The organism is Desulfobulbus oligotrophicus, from assembly GCF_016446285.1.
Taxonomy (GTDB): Bacteria; Desulfobacterota; Desulfobulbia; order Desulfobulbales; family Desulfobulbaceae; genus Desulfobulbus; species Desulfobulbus oligotrophicus.
Map to the genome: position 1 here is coordinate 1780255 of NZ_CP054140.1, position 15909 is coordinate 1796163.

General features: G+C 54.6%; 12 protein-coding genes and 1 pseudogene. 4 read left to right on the forward strand and 9 right to left on the reverse strand.

Annotated elements, in window-relative coordinates; translation table 11 throughout:
• Positions 1-9 precede the first annotated feature (9 nt).
• The 6 genes from HP555_RS08055 to HP555_RS08080 all read right to left on the reverse strand — a co-directional run bounded on the left by HP555_RS08055 (position 10) and on the right by HP555_RS08080 (position 4581).
• Complete coding sequence (locus tag HP555_RS08055; RefSeq protein WP_199261353.1) at positions 10-465, reverse strand: lysozyme inhibitor LprI family protein; 456 nt, start codon at positions 463-465, stop codon at positions 10-12.
• A gap of 80 nt (positions 466-545) precedes the next feature.
• A complete protein-coding gene (locus tag HP555_RS08060) occupies positions 546-710 on the reverse strand; it encodes a hypothetical protein (protein ID WP_199261355.1) in 165 nt (54 codons plus the stop codon).
• A gap of 386 nt (positions 711-1096) precedes the next feature.
• Positions 1097-1369, reverse strand: a complete 273-nt coding sequence (locus HP555_RS08065) for a hypothetical protein (protein WP_199261357.1) — start codon at positions 1367-1369, stop codon at positions 1097-1099.
• 194 nt (positions 1370-1563) lie between these two features.
• The gene (locus HP555_RS08070) at positions 1564-2091 is read right to left on the reverse strand and encodes a methylated-DNA--[protein]-cysteine S-methyltransferase (protein ID WP_199261359.1); all 528 of its coding nucleotides are present in this window, start codon (positions 2089-2091) and stop codon (positions 1564-1566) included.
• Positions 2092-2153: 62 nt separating this feature from the next.
• Positions 2154-2723, reverse strand: a complete 570-nt coding sequence (locus HP555_RS08075) for a hypothetical protein (protein WP_199261361.1) — start codon at positions 2721-2723, stop codon at positions 2154-2156.
• 10 nt (positions 2724-2733) lie between these two features.
• Positions 2734-4581 (reverse strand): penicillin-binding protein 1A, encoded by a 1848-nt coding sequence (locus HP555_RS08080; protein ID WP_199261363.1) that lies wholly within the window; start codon positions 4579-4581, stop codon positions 2734-2736.
• Positions 4582-4734: 153 nt separating this feature from the next.
• Here HP555_RS08080 and mutL point away from each other — a divergent pair, with 153 nt between their 5' ends.
• Positions 4735-6555, forward strand: coding sequence for a DNA mismatch repair endonuclease MutL (mutL, locus tag HP555_RS08085; RefSeq protein WP_199261365.1), 1821 nt, complete (start codon positions 4735-4737; stop codon positions 6553-6555).
• Between the two features lie 31 nt (positions 6556-6586).
• On the opposite strand, the gene HP555_RS08090 is transcribed toward mutL, so the two are convergent.
• On the reverse strand, positions 6587-7867 hold the full coding sequence (locus tag HP555_RS08090; RefSeq protein ID WP_199261367.1) for an ATP-binding protein: 1281 nt from the start codon (positions 7865-7867) through the stop codon (positions 6587-6589).
• 136 nt (positions 7868-8003) lie between these two features.
• Here HP555_RS08090 and HP555_RS08095 point away from each other — a divergent pair, with 136 nt between their 5' ends.
• Positions 8004-11381 (forward strand): PAS domain-containing protein, encoded by a 3378-nt coding sequence (locus tag HP555_RS08095; RefSeq protein ID WP_199261369.1) that lies wholly within the window; start codon positions 8004-8006, stop codon positions 11379-11381.
• A gap of 155 nt (positions 11382-11536) precedes the next feature.
• Here the strand turns inward: HP555_RS08095 and HP555_RS08100 are convergent.
• Positions 11537-12621 (reverse strand): annotated as a pseudogene (locus HP555_RS08100) (IS5 family transposase).
• A gap of 193 nt (positions 12622-12814) precedes the next feature.
• On the reverse strand, positions 12815-13531 hold the full coding sequence (locus HP555_RS08105; protein ID WP_199261370.1) for a sulfite exporter TauE/SafE family protein: 717 nt from the start codon (positions 13529-13531) through the stop codon (positions 12815-12817).
• Positions 13532-13902: 371 nt separating this feature from the next.
• Here HP555_RS08105 and HP555_RS08110 point away from each other — a divergent pair, with 371 nt between their 5' ends.
• Together HP555_RS08110 and HP555_RS08115 are read left to right on the forward strand one after the other, a co-directional pair.
• Entirely contained in the window at positions 13903-14664 is a 762-nt protein-coding gene (locus tag HP555_RS08110; RefSeq protein ID WP_199261372.1) for an amidohydrolase family protein, read from the forward strand.
• A 436-nt stretch (positions 14665-15100) separates the two neighbouring features.
• The gene (locus HP555_RS08115; protein WP_199261374.1) at positions 15101-15880 is read left to right on the forward strand and encodes an enoyl-CoA hydratase/isomerase family protein; all 780 of its coding nucleotides are present in this window, start codon (positions 15101-15103) and stop codon (positions 15878-15880) included.
• Positions 15881-15909: the final 29 nt, after the last annotated feature.

Genomic DNA, 15909 nt, shown 5'->3' on the forward strand with positions numbered 1-15909 from the left:
GGTTAAAGGTTAATTGTTCTGCTGGTTTTCCTCCCTGGGGCAGTCCGTACCCCGGGTTGTTTCGGATGTGTCTGCTTTTTTGAGATATGCCCGCAACTGCTCAGTTCTGGCCTTGGTCATGGTGGTTAATTCGGCAGTTTCAAGAAGAGGGGCTATGCTCCCATCTTCGGCAACACCGGCGGCAAAGACGGCATTCTTGTCGCGAAAAGCAAGCCAGGCACGCTGACTTGCCTGCAGCTGTACCTTTCTTCGCCCGTTCAGTTCGGTTGTGAGTTGTCGGTAGACCCTGTTGAGTTCAGCATCAGCCTCCTGATACACCCTGGTGGCACAGTGCATCATCTCTGCCGTGGAAACAGCGCGCGAGCAGTCCGTATCGGTGCCAGCCGTACCTGCGATCAGTCCCAACGGCCCTGCCAGGAGTATTGCCGACAACAGTACGAGAATGTAGGTGGTTTTTAACGACATAACGCGTTGTCTTTTGGGTTCCATGGGTGAGTCGGCACGAGGAACCTTGCCTGAGACTTTACTCTCCAGGCTCGTGCGCTTTATCCCTGCTCTTCTGCCGTCTCTATGGCGCGTTTAAACCGTTCGGTTGAAAGACGCAGTTGGCAACCAGGGCAGCATGTACCCGGTTTTTTGAACCAACTGACAGGATTGGTGATTTTGATACCGCATTTGGGGCAGGTCACGGTGATTATCTTGTCGTCCATCTTTGTCATCCTCCTTGGCAGAAAGAAAAAACCTGATAACCGCAGTACGCTCCTTGATCGTTCTATTGGCTAGATGCAGCCGGTGGTAAGGCCGTCTGCAGCGATGGAGTATGGTGAACTGTATAAATGGCACATTATCGATCATTTTAAGTTGCGTCAAGTACGATGGTACCGTGGTTTTGTTTCTGATCAGCTACGATATACTTTTCCGCAGACAGGATGCAGATATCAGCTGTCTCTGGTACAAAAATTTCACAACAGCGGTCCTGCCGCCATGGACCGGGAACACGTTTCGTTCTTCATCGGCCTGGATTCAGGCACAGTGACCAGCGCGTATCATGGACTGCGGGTGGCTTTTTGTGCACCGATATGATGAGAAAATCCGGTTATTTTTTTTTGAAGCGGAGCAGCACCTGGTAATTTTTGGTGTCCAGATCCTTTGGCAGGACAGCACTGTCAGCGACCAGCAGCGTCAACACCTTGCCCTTGAACGGATCCTGTCGTGGTTGCCGACGTCGTTCCTGGCCGATGGGGCCGATGACCCGTTGGCGGGGGTTGCGGATATGCAGGAGTTCGGCCGTGATGAAGCTGCTGCCGGTGCCGGGTTTGCCGGCCGGCGGGCCGAGAGGTTCAATGGAGCCGATGATGATATCCACCATGATGTGACCTCCTTACAGGATGTGCATAGAGAGAGGGTTTGTTTGGGAACGCGTTGGAGCTGCCGGACAGTGTCTTGTTGTACAGTTAACGAAAAGGCGGACAGGAGGGGTTCGCTTGACTCGTATCATAGTGGAATACACTTGTTTTGCCCAGCTCCTTCTGCAGACCAGACCGCTTGACTTGACAGCCTTGTTTACGACGTGGCTTCAGCTTTTGGGCAACCCTTTTTGCCGGTGCCGGAAAACAGAAAACGCTGTTCAAGATTAAGCAGGGTCTGTTTCATGGGCAGGCCGCCGCCAAACCCGGTCAACCGGCCTTTGGCACCGATCAGACGGTGACAGGGGATGATGATGCCCAGCGGGTTGGCGTGGGCTGCACCGCCAACAGCCCGAGCCTTGTTCCGGTTCCCGATCCGCTCGGCCAGCTGCCCATAGGTCATGGTATGGCCGTAAGGTATGGCACAGAGCTGCATCCAGACCTGCTGTTGAAAGGGTGTGCCATGAATGGAGAGCGGCAGGTCGAAGGTGTGAAGGCGACCGTCCAGGTATGCCAGAAGCTGCCGGCCGGTTTCCATGAGAAGCGGATGGGTTGTGATATCAACAGGTGATGTCGAGACAGGGGAGGCTGCCTCATCGGGGAACAGAAGTCCACAGAGACCGGTTGTATCAGCCTGCAGGGTGAATTGACCAAGGGAAGTGGAGAGAACGGTGGTGCTCAACATGACTGGGTATACCTTACAACTGTTGAAGTTCCGGAGGTGCTGCAGCCAGAGATCGTGCCCTGTCAGTGCTGTTGCAGCGTATCTTTCTTGATGTGACCATCTTTGATCAGGGTGTGTAATTCGGTAAGCAGGAGGTCTTCTATAATCGCCTGTTGGCGAAGAACAGTGTTTGCCAATTGGTAGAGAAGGGCAAGGGACTGTGGAGATACTCCCCGGAGGATGTGCGTACAGTTGTAGTTGAGACAGAAGATGGGTTTGAGACGAAACTGACAGCCGTATGGACCTAAGAAACCACAATTCTCCGTGCTCTGGTGATCAAATGTCACCGGAATGCCCATGAGCAGGTTCAGCAGAATCTGTATCACATCGCAGTTGTCTGCCATGTACGCGCTGCAGCAGCCACCGCCCGCACCGGCGGCACAGCGGCTGCAGAGCTGCCCGAGCCCCATGGCCTGCATATGCTGTTCCAGAGCCATGACATGGGGATGTACTGTGGTCAACGCTGAGGCTGACTGTGACATCAGTGGTAATTGATCGTCAAAAATCGCTTGCAGCCTGCGGGCAATGATCAGCTTCTCGTCAGGGCTGCCGTCATACAGACTGGAAAGGAATAAAGTGTTCAGAAGAGTCATAATACTGTGTTTAGTGGAGAGCATTGAACATGAACTGTTTCCATACCGGAGCCGCTGTCTGGCCCCCGGTTTCGCCGATACCAAGCGGCATGCCGCGATCGTGACCAAACCAGATGCCGGTGGTGAGATCACCGGCCGAGCCGACAAACCAGGCATCAATATGGTTGTCAGTGGTTCCGGTCTTGCCGCTGGCCCCATGTATTCCAGCCGCATTTCTTCCTGTACCCCGCTGAATCACCTGGGTAAGCGTGGTGTGCAGCCAGTGGGCTGTTTCCGGTGCGAGAACCTGTTTTGCCGGCGGTTGCGGCCAGGGGGTGAACTGCCCTGCCTGTTGACTGACCCGGGTGATACCCACCGGCGCATGGTAGACTCCCTGATTGGCAAAAGCGGTGTACGCGGCGGTGAGTTCGAGCAGGGAAACCGGGGCGGTACCGAGAGCCAGACTGAGGTCAGGGGTCAGGGGGGCACTGATGCCCAGTTGTTGAGCAGTTGTAAGAACCGGCTGTACGCCGATCTTCTGTATGAGACGGACAGCCCCTACATTGCTGGACTGAATGAGTGCTTCGGCAAGTGAGATGGAGCCGCGATATTTTCGGTGGTCATTGTGCGGCTGCCATGATTTACCGTCGCCTCTGTTTAATGTGATGGGTGTATCGCTGACAATGGTTTTGGGCGAAATGCCGTGGATCAGCGCCGCGGCGTAGAGGATCGGTTTGAATGCCGATCCCGGCTGCCGGTTTGCCTGGACTGCCCGGTTGTACTGGTTGTCTGCAAAGTTTATCCCGCCGATCATGGCCCGGATCCGGCCGCTGCCGGTGTCAAGTGTCACCAGTGCACCCTGGGGTATGGGGTCACCGGGGTGTCGCTGGGCAACTGTAACGGCCCCTGCCTGAATCGCCCGGGCAGCCTGTTCCTGCAATTGGTCATCAACGGTGGTGGCCACGTTCAGTCCCTTCTGATAAAGATCGGCTTCCGTATAGGTGTTCAGCAGCTGACTGCGCACATAAAGCCCGAAATAACCGTTCAATGCCTTTCGCCAGTTACCGGCAAGGGGGATTCCCTGTTCATAGGCGCTCCGGGCCGTGTCAGCGGTGATGATACCGTCTTCAGCCATGCGGTTGAGTACGTAGCGTTGCCTTGTTCGGGCAGCCTCAGGTTGTTTTATCGGGGAATAGGTGCTGGGCGATTGCGGCAGGCCCGCTAAAATTGCAATCTCTGTCAGGGTGAGTTGTGCCGCCCGTTTGCCGAAGTAGGTACGGGCCGCCGCTTCAACCCCATAGGCGCCTTCACCCAGGTAGATCTCGTTGAGGTAGATATACAAGATCTCTTCTTTTGTCAGTAGCCTCTCCAGCCGAAAGGAGAGCACTGCTTCGGCCATTTTGCGCAGGAACGTCTTTTCCCGGTTGAGCAACAGGGCCCTTGTCACCTGCTGCGTAATGGTTGAACCGCCCTGACTGCGCCGTCCGGACCGGAGATTGTTAAACGCCGCTCGGGCAATCGACCATCCGTCCAGTCCCTCATGTTCCCAGAAACGACGATCTTCAGCCGCAACAAAGGCCTGAGGGAGCAGGGGCGGGAGGCTGCGGTACGGAACCAGGATCCGGAACTCTTTGGCAAGGGCATCAATGGGACGATTGTTTCTGTCAAGGATGAGCGTTGCCACCAGGGGTTGATAGTCGTCTACCGAACGGATGTCAGGCAGGCCCATGAACCATGCCAGTACCGTACCGATCAGCACTATGATCACTGCGGCAATGGTCAGCAGCAACCCGGCCAGATGATGCTCGTTCAGCTGCCGGCCCTGAAAGATCGGTGGCTGGGCTGGAGGTTCTGTTTGTGCTGAGGGTTTGGTGGACAAGAACACGAAGAAACAGTACTGTAGAATTCATACTCGATACGATCCGGTCTGTGGCCGTTGCTCGGCCACAGGTCAGGGTCGACACTTTCTTGCAGTTGTTACCATGATTTGAGTATTTCAGCATCGCTAAAGCAAAACGAATGGTTGTAGCCCTTGTCACACATACGAATTCTTGCAGATCATATAGCCAATCAGATCGCAGCCGGTGAGGTGGTGGAGCGACCGGCTTCGGTGATCAAAGAACTGGTGGAAAACAGCCTGGATGCCAATGCCGCCTTTGTTGATATTGAGGTGAGGCAGTCGGGAGGTTTTCTGCGAGTCACCGATGACGGTGACGGCATGGGCAGCGATGATGTCCTGTTGTGTATTGAGCGTCATGCCACCTCCAAGATCCGCGATGAGAAGCAGTTGAGCGCTCTGTCCACCCTGGGTTTTCGGGGTGAGGCCCTGCCGAGTATTGCATCGGTCTCATGGATGGTCATTCTTTCCCGGCAGCAGGACCAGGAGCTGGGGACCAGAGCCGAGATCCGCCATGGTGTCCTGCGGAGTGTTCACCAGGATGGATGTCCCCGGGGCACGACAGTTGAAGTGCGACATCTGTTTGGGAATGTGCCGGCTCGCAGGAAGTTTCTCAAGTCTGTGCGCACTGAAATGTATCATGTTGAAGAGGTGGTGCGCAATCTGGCCCTGGCACATCAGCATGTCGGCTTTACGTTGAAGATTGAAGGTCGAACCGTACTCAATCTCCTGCCGGATACCGATGTGGAGCTGCGAGTACGTGAGATCTTTCAGTACCAGGGACCGCTGTTGCCGATACCCCCGCAGCCGGCTGATGCAGAGAGCACCATGGCGGTGGAGGGCTACCTGTTGCTGCCTGAGACAGCCCCTGCCGGCCGTGCCCAGCTCCGACTTCTGGTGAACGGCCGACCCGTGCAGGATGGCATGCTTCGTCATGCTGTCAATGAAGGTCTGCAGGGCTTTCTGATGAAAGGGTATCGACCGGCCGGAGTTTTGTTGCTTACCATTGCACCTGACCAGGTTGACGTGAACGTTCATCCTGCCAAACGGGAGGTCCGTTTTCGTCAGGCAAATGTTGTCCATGGCATGGTTGCCGGTCAGGTGCGCCGTGCGATGAATGACTATCAGCAGCAACTGCGCACCAGTCTGTTTAGCCGTCCGGGTCCATCGTCGGATCAAGAGGCTGTTGAGCGTTCGGAATCTATCAATATCCTGTTGCCGTCATTTTCACAGCTCACCACCGCCGAGCCGGGTACTGCCCCATGTCTTGCCGTTTCGCCGCCACAGGCAAGGGTAGAGCATCAGACCAGCGAAACTGCTGCGCAGGAGACAGTACAGATCAGCTCTGAACCAACGGGTAGCTATGGAGGGCTCACGCTCATCGGGCAGCTGTTTTCGCTCTATCTTCTCTGTGAAAAAGACGGCCGGTTTATAGTGATCGATCAGCACGCTGCCCATGAACGGCTACTCTACGGGAAGTTGTTACAGGAGTTTCTGGCAGCACGTGTCCCGCAACAGAGCCTGCTGTTTCCGGTGACTATTGAGTTAACCCCTGTGCAGGCAGAGACTCTGGAGGAGCATGTGGATGAGGTTGCTGCCCTTGGGGTAGCGGTGGAGCACTTTGGCGGGACCACCTGGCTTGTCAAGGCAGTGCCGGCTTTAACCAGCCATATTGAGCCGCAGGGACTGCTGCGGGAAATCCTTGATGCCCTGCGTGGACCCATGCGGCAGGAGGATGGCCGACCGGTGCCGCCGGCAATTGATGAGCTGCTGGCCTCCATGGCCTGTAAGGCGGCAATCAAGGCGGGTAACCGGCTCCAGCCTGTAGAGATGCTCAAGTTGCTGGCCCAAATGGAAGAGGGGACGATCTTTTCGCATTGTCCCCATGGTCGTCCGGTACTGAAAACGTTTACTGCCCAGGAGGTGGAACGCTGGTTCCATCGTCATGGCGGGTAAGGTGCCTGAATATCGGTATCAGGAGTTCATCCTAGGCTGCTGCCCGCCGCAGGACCGTTAAAAAACGTGAACGGAGACGATCGCTGAGCAGAGCACGTTTGACCGGAGAGAGCCGGAGGAAGCCGCCGACCAGGGCACGCATGAAGGCCTGTGATCGACTGTTCGGATTGTCGAAAAGCAGAGTCTGCAGTGTGTCACGTTCCAGGGCCTGGAGGATGACCCGTTCAAAGGTGTCCTCCGGATGCAGGACCTGCTGGGGCCGTGGGTGGAGACGGAGAGCACCGGTGGGACAGCGCAGGGCACACACACCACAGCCCAGGCAGATGGACCTGATGTGTGCCTTTCGTCTGGGAGCGGATGCGGCAGTCGTCTCTGCAGATTCAATCAGGTCGATGGCCTCCACCGGGCAGGCCTTGGCGCATAGACCACAACCGGTGCAGGTGTCACTGTCCACTGCAGCAATGCAGCTTGATGTCACCAGAATACCCGGGTAACCGGTTTCTCGCACGCCCTGCAGCAGGTTGCAGCAACAGCCGCAGCAGTGGCAGATAAAACCGATATCCCGGCGTACATTGTCTGTGGACAGGGTCAACCCCTGTTCCTGTGATCGTGCCAGAATTTCCCGCATCTCACTCTTGTCGATGGCTCTGGCAAAACCGTTTCTGATCATGAACGCAGCGCCAGACCCCATGGAGGTGCAGGTTGCCATCGGTGTCCGGCAGGGTGCATGGCCGAGATGGTGTTTTTCATGGCGACAGGAACAAAGGCCCAGGGAAAATTCGTTCTGCTCATCGATAATGGCCGAAGCCTTCTCATAATCAAGGATCTCAACATACTCGTCAAGGGCAGCCTCATGGGGTAGGGAGCGCATGATGGAGATCTGTTGCTGGTCGCCGAAGTTGGCGGCAACAAAGGCGGTATCTCCAAACATGTACGCCTGAAACAGCTCGGCCCACTGTTCTCTGGGCAGATCAGGGCCGGTACGCATCATGGTGAATTCAAAAAATCCGATCACCAGGGGGCTGACCAGGTAGCGGTACTCGTGACCGTCCCAGATATCGAGCACCAGTCCTTTTTTGCAGAGCGCCTCCAGTATCTTTTGCAGGGCACGCTCATCTGTTCCGGTGATGGCGGCGATACGGCCAAGGGTGGCAGGCCGGTAAGGGAGACGGATGATCAGTTCAGCCTCAGCCGGTGTGTAGAGCGAACGCAGCAGTTGTGCAAAAACAGGTGTCCACGGGGTACGGATCGGTGCCTGGTCAAGGCGCGCACCCAGACGGCGATACAGATCTTTGCCTGCAAGATGTCCCATACTGTTTTCTCGTCTTTTTTTCTTGTTGGCCGTGCCTGGAGATGGCTTATAATAAAGAGCAGTTACCAGATCCTGTAAAGAATTTTATTGCACTGGTCTTTATCGTTGCCGGGATTTGCAGCAAGTGTTGTCACGTATGTGTTTTTTTAGCCTGAGCGTATCACGTCTGCTGCCGGCAGTTTATGACCTGGTCGCCATGCAGCTCAAGGTGATTCTTTTTAAAGAGATCATGTTAAAGGAGAGGCAGTCTATGTGCCTTTTTTTAGCGATACGATCTGCAGCAGTGCAGATGTTTGTGTTGTGCATCTTCCTGATGCTGATGCTGTTTCTGCAGTCGCCGCTCTCTGCCTCCATTGCCGGTGACCCGGCACAACATGGGCTGAGAGTGGTCATGGACAACAACTATCCTCCTTACAGCTTTGTCAACAGCAACGGGCAGGTTGCAGGCATACTGGTTGATCAGTGGCGGTTGTGGCAGGACAAGACCGGTGTCCGGGTGGAAATAGTTGCAGTGGACCGGCAGGCTGCCCTTAAAGGTATACAGGCAGGCGAGTACGATGTTCTGGATACTGTTTTTACAACCAAGGAACAGAAGACCTGGTATGACCTTGGTCAGGCCCATGCCCGTATAGACGTAGTCGCCTGTTTTACCCCGGAGATACGTACCATCACCACCGTTGAATCGCTCCAGGGATTTGCCGTTGCTCTGAAACAGGACGATGCTGCCGTTAACCTCTTACGCGACCACGATGTCAACAACCTGGTGTTGTTTGACGGGTATGGGAAAATAGTTCAGGCAGCTAAAGATCACAAGATCAATGTCTTTGTCGGTGATGGTCCGCCGCTTCTCTATTACCTGCATAAGTACGGCCTGCAGAACGATTTCAAGGTGTCGGCACCGCTGACTGCCGGTGCATTTCATCGCGCCGTGCGCAAAGGTAACACCGGGGTGCTCAGCACAGTTGAGACAGGGTTTGCTTTGCTCACCTCGGAGGAGCTGGTGCATATCGATAGAAAATGGTCGGAGCCATCCCTTTTTGACAGGTTTTCGCTCTCGTCTTTTCTGATAGGTTTCGGAAGCCTTGGTTTGGTACTGGCTCTGTTTTTCCTTCGAAACCGATCGCTGCTGCCGATCGTGCGTCAACAGAGACCTGAGCCGGAGAAAAGTGGAGAAACGCTGACAGAAAGTGAGGTCCGGTACCGTGAGTTGGCTGAACAGGCCCTGCAACGTGAACAGGGTCGTCTGAACTTTGTTCTTGACGGCTTACGGCTCGGGTTCTGGGAATGGAATGTGCAAACCGATGAAACCGTGTTCAGTCCGCTCTGGGCAGAACTGATCGGCTATGAGCTTGAGGAACTGCTACCGATGGACCATCCTTCCTGGGAAAGGATAGTCCATCCCGATGATGCTGATCGTGTTCGAGAGGCTCTGTCCGCCTATGTGGAGGGACGGGCACCTGCCTATGACTGTGAATATCGGATGCGTCATAAAGACGGGCACTGGGTGTGGATCCTGGATCGTGCCCGGATCTTCACCCGCGACGGCAGCGGCAAGCCGATGTGGCTTTTCGGTGTTCATGCCGATATAACCCCGGCCAGGCGGGCCGGCGAGACCATGCTGGCTGACAGCGGACTGCTGGCACAGTTTATCAGAAATTCACCGATTTATGCCTACATCAATGAGGTGAGCCCCACGGAAAGCCGGTGTCTCAAGGCCAGCGACAACTTTCAGGATCTGCTGGGAATCCCTCTTGCCGACATACCGGGAAAAACCATGACCGAGCTTTTTGAACCTCCGCTGGCAGATCAGATCACGGCGGAAAACTGGCAGGTCATTTCTCTGCGAAAAACCATGCAGTCGACAGATGTGTGGAAAGAGCGAACATACTCGACTATCAAGTTTCCCATTGTTCAAGGAGAACGAAGACTCCTTGGCGGGTATACCATCGATATCACGGATATTATTCAGACCGAAGCAGCTCTGCGGGAGAGTGAGGCCACCTTCCGTAACATTGTCCAGGCATCACCGATAGGTATCCATCTCTACCGGTTAAATGCAGATGAGGGGTTTGTCCTTTTTGGAGCCAATCCGGCGGCGGATCGAATCATCGGGATAAACAGCAGTCAGTATTTCGGCATGACCATGGAAGAGATCTTTCCCATCCTTCGCGGCACTGATTGTCCCGATCACTACCGCAAGGTGGCCCGTTCCGGCGAAACCTGGCAGGGTGAGTACGTGTTGAAGGCTGATGGTCGGATTGACAGAGCTTTTGAAGTACATGTCTTTCAGATTACTCAGGGCAAGGCAGCCGTGCTGTTTAATGAGATCAGTGCCCGTAAACAGGCGGAGGCGGAGCGGGAACGACTGCAGGAACAGTTGATTCAGGCTCAGAAGATGGAGTCAGTGGGACGATTGGCAGGTGGGGTTGCCCATGATTTTAACAACATGCTCAGCGCCATTCTCGGGCACTGTGAACTGGCAATGGGCAAGTTATCTGCACAACACCCACTTTTCAGTAACCTGCAGCACATCCGGACCGCGGCGGAACGTTCTGCCGATCTGACACGGCAGCTTTTAGCCTTTGCCCGAAGACAGCCGATTGCACCAAAGGTGCTTGATATCAACACAACTGTAGCCGGGATGTTGCAGATGCTGGAGCGGCTCATCGGTGAAGATATTCATCTGGTCTGGCAACCGGGCAATGTCGGGCAGGTGCGTATTGATCCCTCGCAGCTTGATCAGATCCTGATCAATCTCTGTGTCAATGCCCGTGACGCTATCCGCGATACAGGTACAGTCACCATTGAGACGAAAACGGTTACCATTGATCAGCAGCAGGACGGCAATCATTGCGAGGCTGTTCCGGGTGCCTACATCATGTTATCCGTCAGTGATGATGGGTACGGTATGGATGCGGCCGCGTTGTCCCACCTGTTTGAGCCCTTTTATACCACCAAGGAGATCGGCAAGGGAACCGGTCTCGGACTGGCGATGGTGTACGGTATTGTTCAGCAGAACAAGGGGTTGATCACCGTTGAGAGCGAGCCCGGACAGGGAACAGCGCTGCAGATTTACCTGCCCTGTCATGAAGCCTGTGCAGGTCAGCCTGTTGAAGATGCCGTCAATCAGGTTGCTGTCACCACTGGTAATGAAACCGTGCTGGTGGTTGAAGATGAGCCCATGATTCTTGAAGTCACCACCACCATGCTGGAGAGCCTTGGCTATACGGTTCTACCGATGCCTGGCCCGGTGGAGGCCATCCGGTGCGTTCATGAGTACTCTGGAACGATCCACCTGATGCTGACGGATGTGATCATGCCGAAGATGAACGGTCGTCTGCTGGCCGAGCGTTTGCAAACCCTGATTCCAGGGCTGCGTTGCGTGTTCATGTCCGGGTATACCGCCGATGTAATCGCCTATCACGGTGTGCTGGATGAGGGCATGCATTTTATCCAGAAGCCGTTCACCGTACAGGTCCTTGCCGGCAAGATCAGAGAGGTTCTGGCACACTAGCAGGCTGTTGAAAAACAGGAAAATACGAGACAAGGGTTGTTTATTTGCCCTTCGATAGCTCTTTTGCAGAGGCCCTTGGCCGTTTGTTTGTCATGATGCGTTGCCGGTTTTCATCTTCCGAGGCACTTCAAGCCGTTCTGATAGGGTTTTCCCTCCTACCCGGAGGCAACTATCCCCAGATTGCGCATGCGGACCATGTTGTAGGCTGCCGCTGAGAGCGTGAACAGCCAGTCAATCTTTTCCACACCTTTGTACCTGGCTTTGCGTAACCAGGCGACGGTTTTCATCCAGCCAAATATCTCTTCCACCCGTTTGCGTTTTTTCCGGCTCACAGCATAGCCTTGATGACGGGTGGTCCGGCCATCGATAGCCGAACCTTTGGCTTTTTGCGCTACATGTGGCGTGACAGTCAGGCTGCGCAGGTCATCGACGAACTCCTTGCAGTCATACCCTTTGTCCGCGCCGATGGTGACCCGATGGACACCTGGAATATCGGAAGCCATGGAAAGGGCGGCCTCGCGCTCCGCCGTCCCGGTTGCCTGGGTCAGGCGAGTATCGACGACCAAACCGTTCCGATTTTCCATCAGCACATGCCCCATGAAGCAGAGCTTGGCCTCCTTGCCTTTTCCTTTTCTGAACAGCCGGGATTCTGGATCGGTGACTGATGCGTGCGTGTCATTGCGGCGCTTCTTCCCGTGGAAATCCACTGCCGGATTGCGGTTGCCGCCGGTAGAGACCGGAGGCTCCTCATCTTTGGGCCGAAAGCTCTTCAGCGATGCCCACGTTTCGATCAACGTGCCGTCAACAGTGAAATGGTCGCCGGACAGGAGTCCGGCTGCCTCGGCTTGGGAACAGATGGATCGCAAGAACATCACCGCAAGATCACTGTGCAGAATGCGCTCCCTGTTTTTGGAATAGACGGAGTGATCCCAAATCGTTTCATCCATGGACAGACCGACAAACCAGCGGAAAAGAAGATTGTAATCAAGCTGTTCCACCAACATCCGCTCGCTACGGATCGAATAGAGAATTTGCAGCAGCAGGGAGCGAAGCAGTTGCTCGGGCGGAATCGATGGACGTCCTGTTCGTGAGTAGAGCTCCCGGAAAACAGGGGAGAGAGTTCCTTCAGCGCTTTATCAGCCATGATTCGGATGGGGCGCAGGGGATGCGTTTGTGGAACCCGGGATTCGGGGGAGAGATAGCTGAACAATTTCTGTTGCTGAATGTCAGGACCGCGCATATTTCCACCTGTTTGTCAGTTATTCCAATTGGTTGAATAATACACGGTATTGTTTTACATGTCCCGTTGTTTATGAGTTTTTCAACAGCCTGATAGATCCTGTTGGTTGATTTTTTATACAATCCGGCTGCTCTAGTCTGTGCTGCTGGTGGAAAGGCGGCGAGTGTGGCCGGTTTTCCTGGTATGAACGACATCACCGTATCAGCATGAGGATACCGAGCCCCATCAGCAGTATATAGACAACCAGCAGATAGGTACGACGGTTGATGCGACCACTGATGGCTGAGCCCAGATAGGTGCCGATAAGTATGAACACCAGGGTGGCGGCGAATACCGACCATGTGATGCGGGTGATAATGCCGGTGGCGGCATGAACCGCAGCGGTGGCATAGCCGTTGAGGAGGAAAAAACCTGTTAAAGCGCCTTTGATCTCGTCTTTTTTCCAGTCTGTCAGGGTTGTGTAGATAATGACCGGTGGACCGCCGGCACCCACGGAGGCCGAGATCGTACCGGAGAAAAAACCGGCGATATATCCCCAGAGGGTTGACGGGTTGATGGGACGTGGCTTAAAGGTCAGGTTGATGACGCTGATAGCGATCAACAACACCCCTATCAGCCGGTTGATCAGCAGCGGATCCGCCGCTTTCAGCAGGAAGGCACCGGCAAAAATGCCCGGCAGTGAACCGATAAGCATGGGGAGGATTTTTCGCCGGTCCATGGCATGGCGAAGTTCCCAGGCCATGACAGTGGTGATGGCCAGACCGCTGAGGATAGAAAGCGGAACAGCCTCCTTGACATCCATGATCAGGCAGAGCAGCGGAATGGCGACCAGGCCGCCGCCAAATCCGGTCAGGCCCTGGATTAAACCGGCAAGGAGAAAGATAAGACAGGAGAGCAGATAAACGGTCATGGGATGATTAGTTGTAGTGTGATCGTGAGTACAGGTCGACTTCCGTGAACAGCAGGCACTTGTAAGGATGCCGAAATGTGGTGGGGCAGAACACCGACTATAGAAGAAAAGTCGAGAACAGTTCAACCTTTATTACAGGTAACGTCGGTCTGCATACACTGTACTGCTGTAGAATCGAGCGGTGGCAGCCGGTGAAAAAATTCCTGTCCACTCGGCAACTGTGTGGCAGTGGAAGGATGAATGCAAAAATAACATGGAGAGGCGGGGTGCATCCACTGCATTTTACCCTTTGCTCCCTGCCAACCGCACGGTAGGATACACAAAAACAGCCTGGAAAACCCTTTGCAGAGATGAGTGAAAGGAGGTCGACCATGGATGCAGCCCGGATCATTGACAGTCATATTCACTGCGGCATACAGTGTTCTCACCTGCCATTTGAGGGTATTGCCCCGCTGCTTGATCAGGCCGGTATTACCGATGCCTGCCTCTTTGCACCGGTTGAGGACATCTACGACCGTGACGATTTCCACTTTGAAGATACCGCTGAATGGCGCCGGATTCGCTGTGCGGCGAATCACTACCTTCTTGACCTGGCCGACCGGGGAGAGTCGATTTTTCCCTATCTTTTTGTCTGGAATGATTTTGCACTTGAGGAGTTGCAGCGCCCCTATCGCGGCATCAAATGGCATCGTCATACGGATGAGCCGGAGTACCATTACGATGATCCCCGCTGTGCAGCCATACTCGCAGAAATTACCAGACGACAACTGCCGGTAGTGCTGGAGGAGAGTTATGCCAACACCCTGCGCTTTATCAGAAAACTGGCACCTGAAGCGGTGATTATTATTCCGCACCTCGGGGCACTCAACGGTTCGTACCGGGCGCTTGAACAGACGGGAATCTGGAAACTGGACAATGTGTATGCAGACTCCGCCCTGGCCACAACCGGCGAGATGCGCCACTTTCTTGAACACTACGGCCCGGACAAGCTGCTGTTTGGCAGTGACTTTCCCTTTGGGGATCCAGGACATGAACTGCGCAAGATCACACGACTGGGACTGTCGCCCGAAGATTTCAACAAGGTGGTCTGCGGAAATATTTTAGGCCTGTTTGATGCTGCCGAAGGCCCCTGATGCCCTGTCATGAGCCATTGTTGCAGACAAAGGCAGCTTGCCGCCATCTGCTCTGCTCCCCTGACACGGCATATGTTCACAGGCAAGACAGTTTTTTGTTTCAACTCTGTTACATTGTGGAATTGCTCTGTCTTCCACCGTCAAGTTGCTGTACTGTAGGTCTTTGTCAATACACTCGCCGGCAGACGCTACAGTGATTGAGTATTGTGTACTGCTACTGCAACACCGCCGGGCAGACCGGATTTTTTAAAAAACAGGTGGAGCCAGCTTACCAGGTGTGTTTTCCAGTTTCTCTGGAGGAAATTCTTGCAAGTCCAGCCTTTTCCAGGCTACATTGACCACCGATTATATGATGATCGGAGACGTTGCTCCGATAGTCGCTGAACAGTTAGAACCAGAAGGTCCATTCACCCCTCAACCATCACAGGAGGTAGTCATGGCATACACCCATCTGATCACCGAAGTCAGCGAACGGTATGTTGGTACCATCACCCTTAATCGTCCGGAACATCTGAACACCTTCAACAGCCTGCTGGCCGAAGAGCTGGCAGCCGCCCTGGAAGCCATGGACAATGATGCCGCGGTGCGGGTGGTGCTGATCAAAGGTGAGGGAAAGGCGTTCTGCGCAGGTATTGATGTCAATGAGCTGGAAGGGAAGACTGCCATGGAGTACCGGCAGTGGATTGAACGCATGGAAAAACCGCTTGTCACTATTTCCAGAATGAACAAGCCGGTCATCGCCCAGGTGCATGGTGCAGCCGTGGCCAACGGGATGGGCGTCGTTGCCGCTGCTGATCTGGCCATTGCCGCCGACAACACAAAAATGGGATTAACAGCAATCAATGTCGGCCTCAACTGTGTTGGCCCTGTTATTCCGGTGGCCCGCTGTGTTGGTCGCAAAAAGGCCCTGGAGCTGTTGTTGTATGGCGACCTGGTTAAGGCGGATGAGGCTCTGGCCCTGGGGCTGGTGAACCGGGTCGTGGCAAAGGATGTTCTGGCGACCGAAGCCATGGCCTGGGCTGAGATCCTGGCCAAAAAGAGTCCGCTGGCTGTCCAGATTGCAAAAACCGGCTACTATGCCTCGGAAGACCTGCCTTACGATCGGCAGTTCGATCTCATGAACGAGGCCTTTGCCCGTCTCTGCACGACTGATGATGCCAAGGAGGGAGTCAAAGCGTTTTTTGAAAAACGTGAGCCCAACTGGCAGGGACGATAAAGAGAGACGGGTTGCATCCGCTTAAACTG

Coding starts and splice junctions, on each gene's coding strand:
- HP555_RS08055 (WP_199261353.1), bottom strand. CDS start 465: ATGTCGTTAAAAACCACCTACATTCTCGTACTGTTGTCGGCAATACTC.
- HP555_RS08060 (WP_199261355.1), bottom strand. CDS start 710: ATGGACGACAAGATAATCACCGTGACCTGCCCCAAATGCGGTATCAAA.
- HP555_RS08065 (WP_199261357.1), bottom strand. CDS start 1,369: ATGGTGGATATCATCATCGGCTCCATTGAACCTCTCGGCCCGCCGGCC.
- HP555_RS08070 (WP_199261359.1), bottom strand. CDS start 2,091: ATGTTGAGCACCACCGTTCTCTCCACTTCCCTTGGTCAATTCACCCTG.
- HP555_RS08075 (WP_199261361.1), bottom strand. CDS start 2,723: ATGACTCTTCTGAACACTTTATTCCTTTCCAGTCTGTATGACGGCAGC.
- HP555_RS08090 (WP_199261367.1), bottom strand. CDS start 7,867: ATGGGACATCTTGCAGGCAAAGATCTGTATCGCCGTCTGGGTGCGCGC.
- HP555_RS08095 (WP_199261369.1), top strand. CDS start 8,004: ATGTGTTTTTTTAGCCTGAGCGTATCACGTCTGCTGCCGGCAGTTTAT.
- HP555_RS08105 (WP_199261370.1), bottom strand. CDS start 13,531: ATGACCGTTTATCTGCTCTCCTGTCTTATCTTTCTCCTTGCCGGTTTA.
- HP555_RS08110 (WP_199261372.1), top strand. CDS start 13,903: ATGGATGCAGCCCGGATCATTGACAGTCATATTCACTGCGGCATACAG.
- HP555_RS08115 (WP_199261374.1), top strand. CDS start 15,101: ATGGCATACACCCATCTGATCACCGAAGTCAGCGAACGGTATGTTGGT.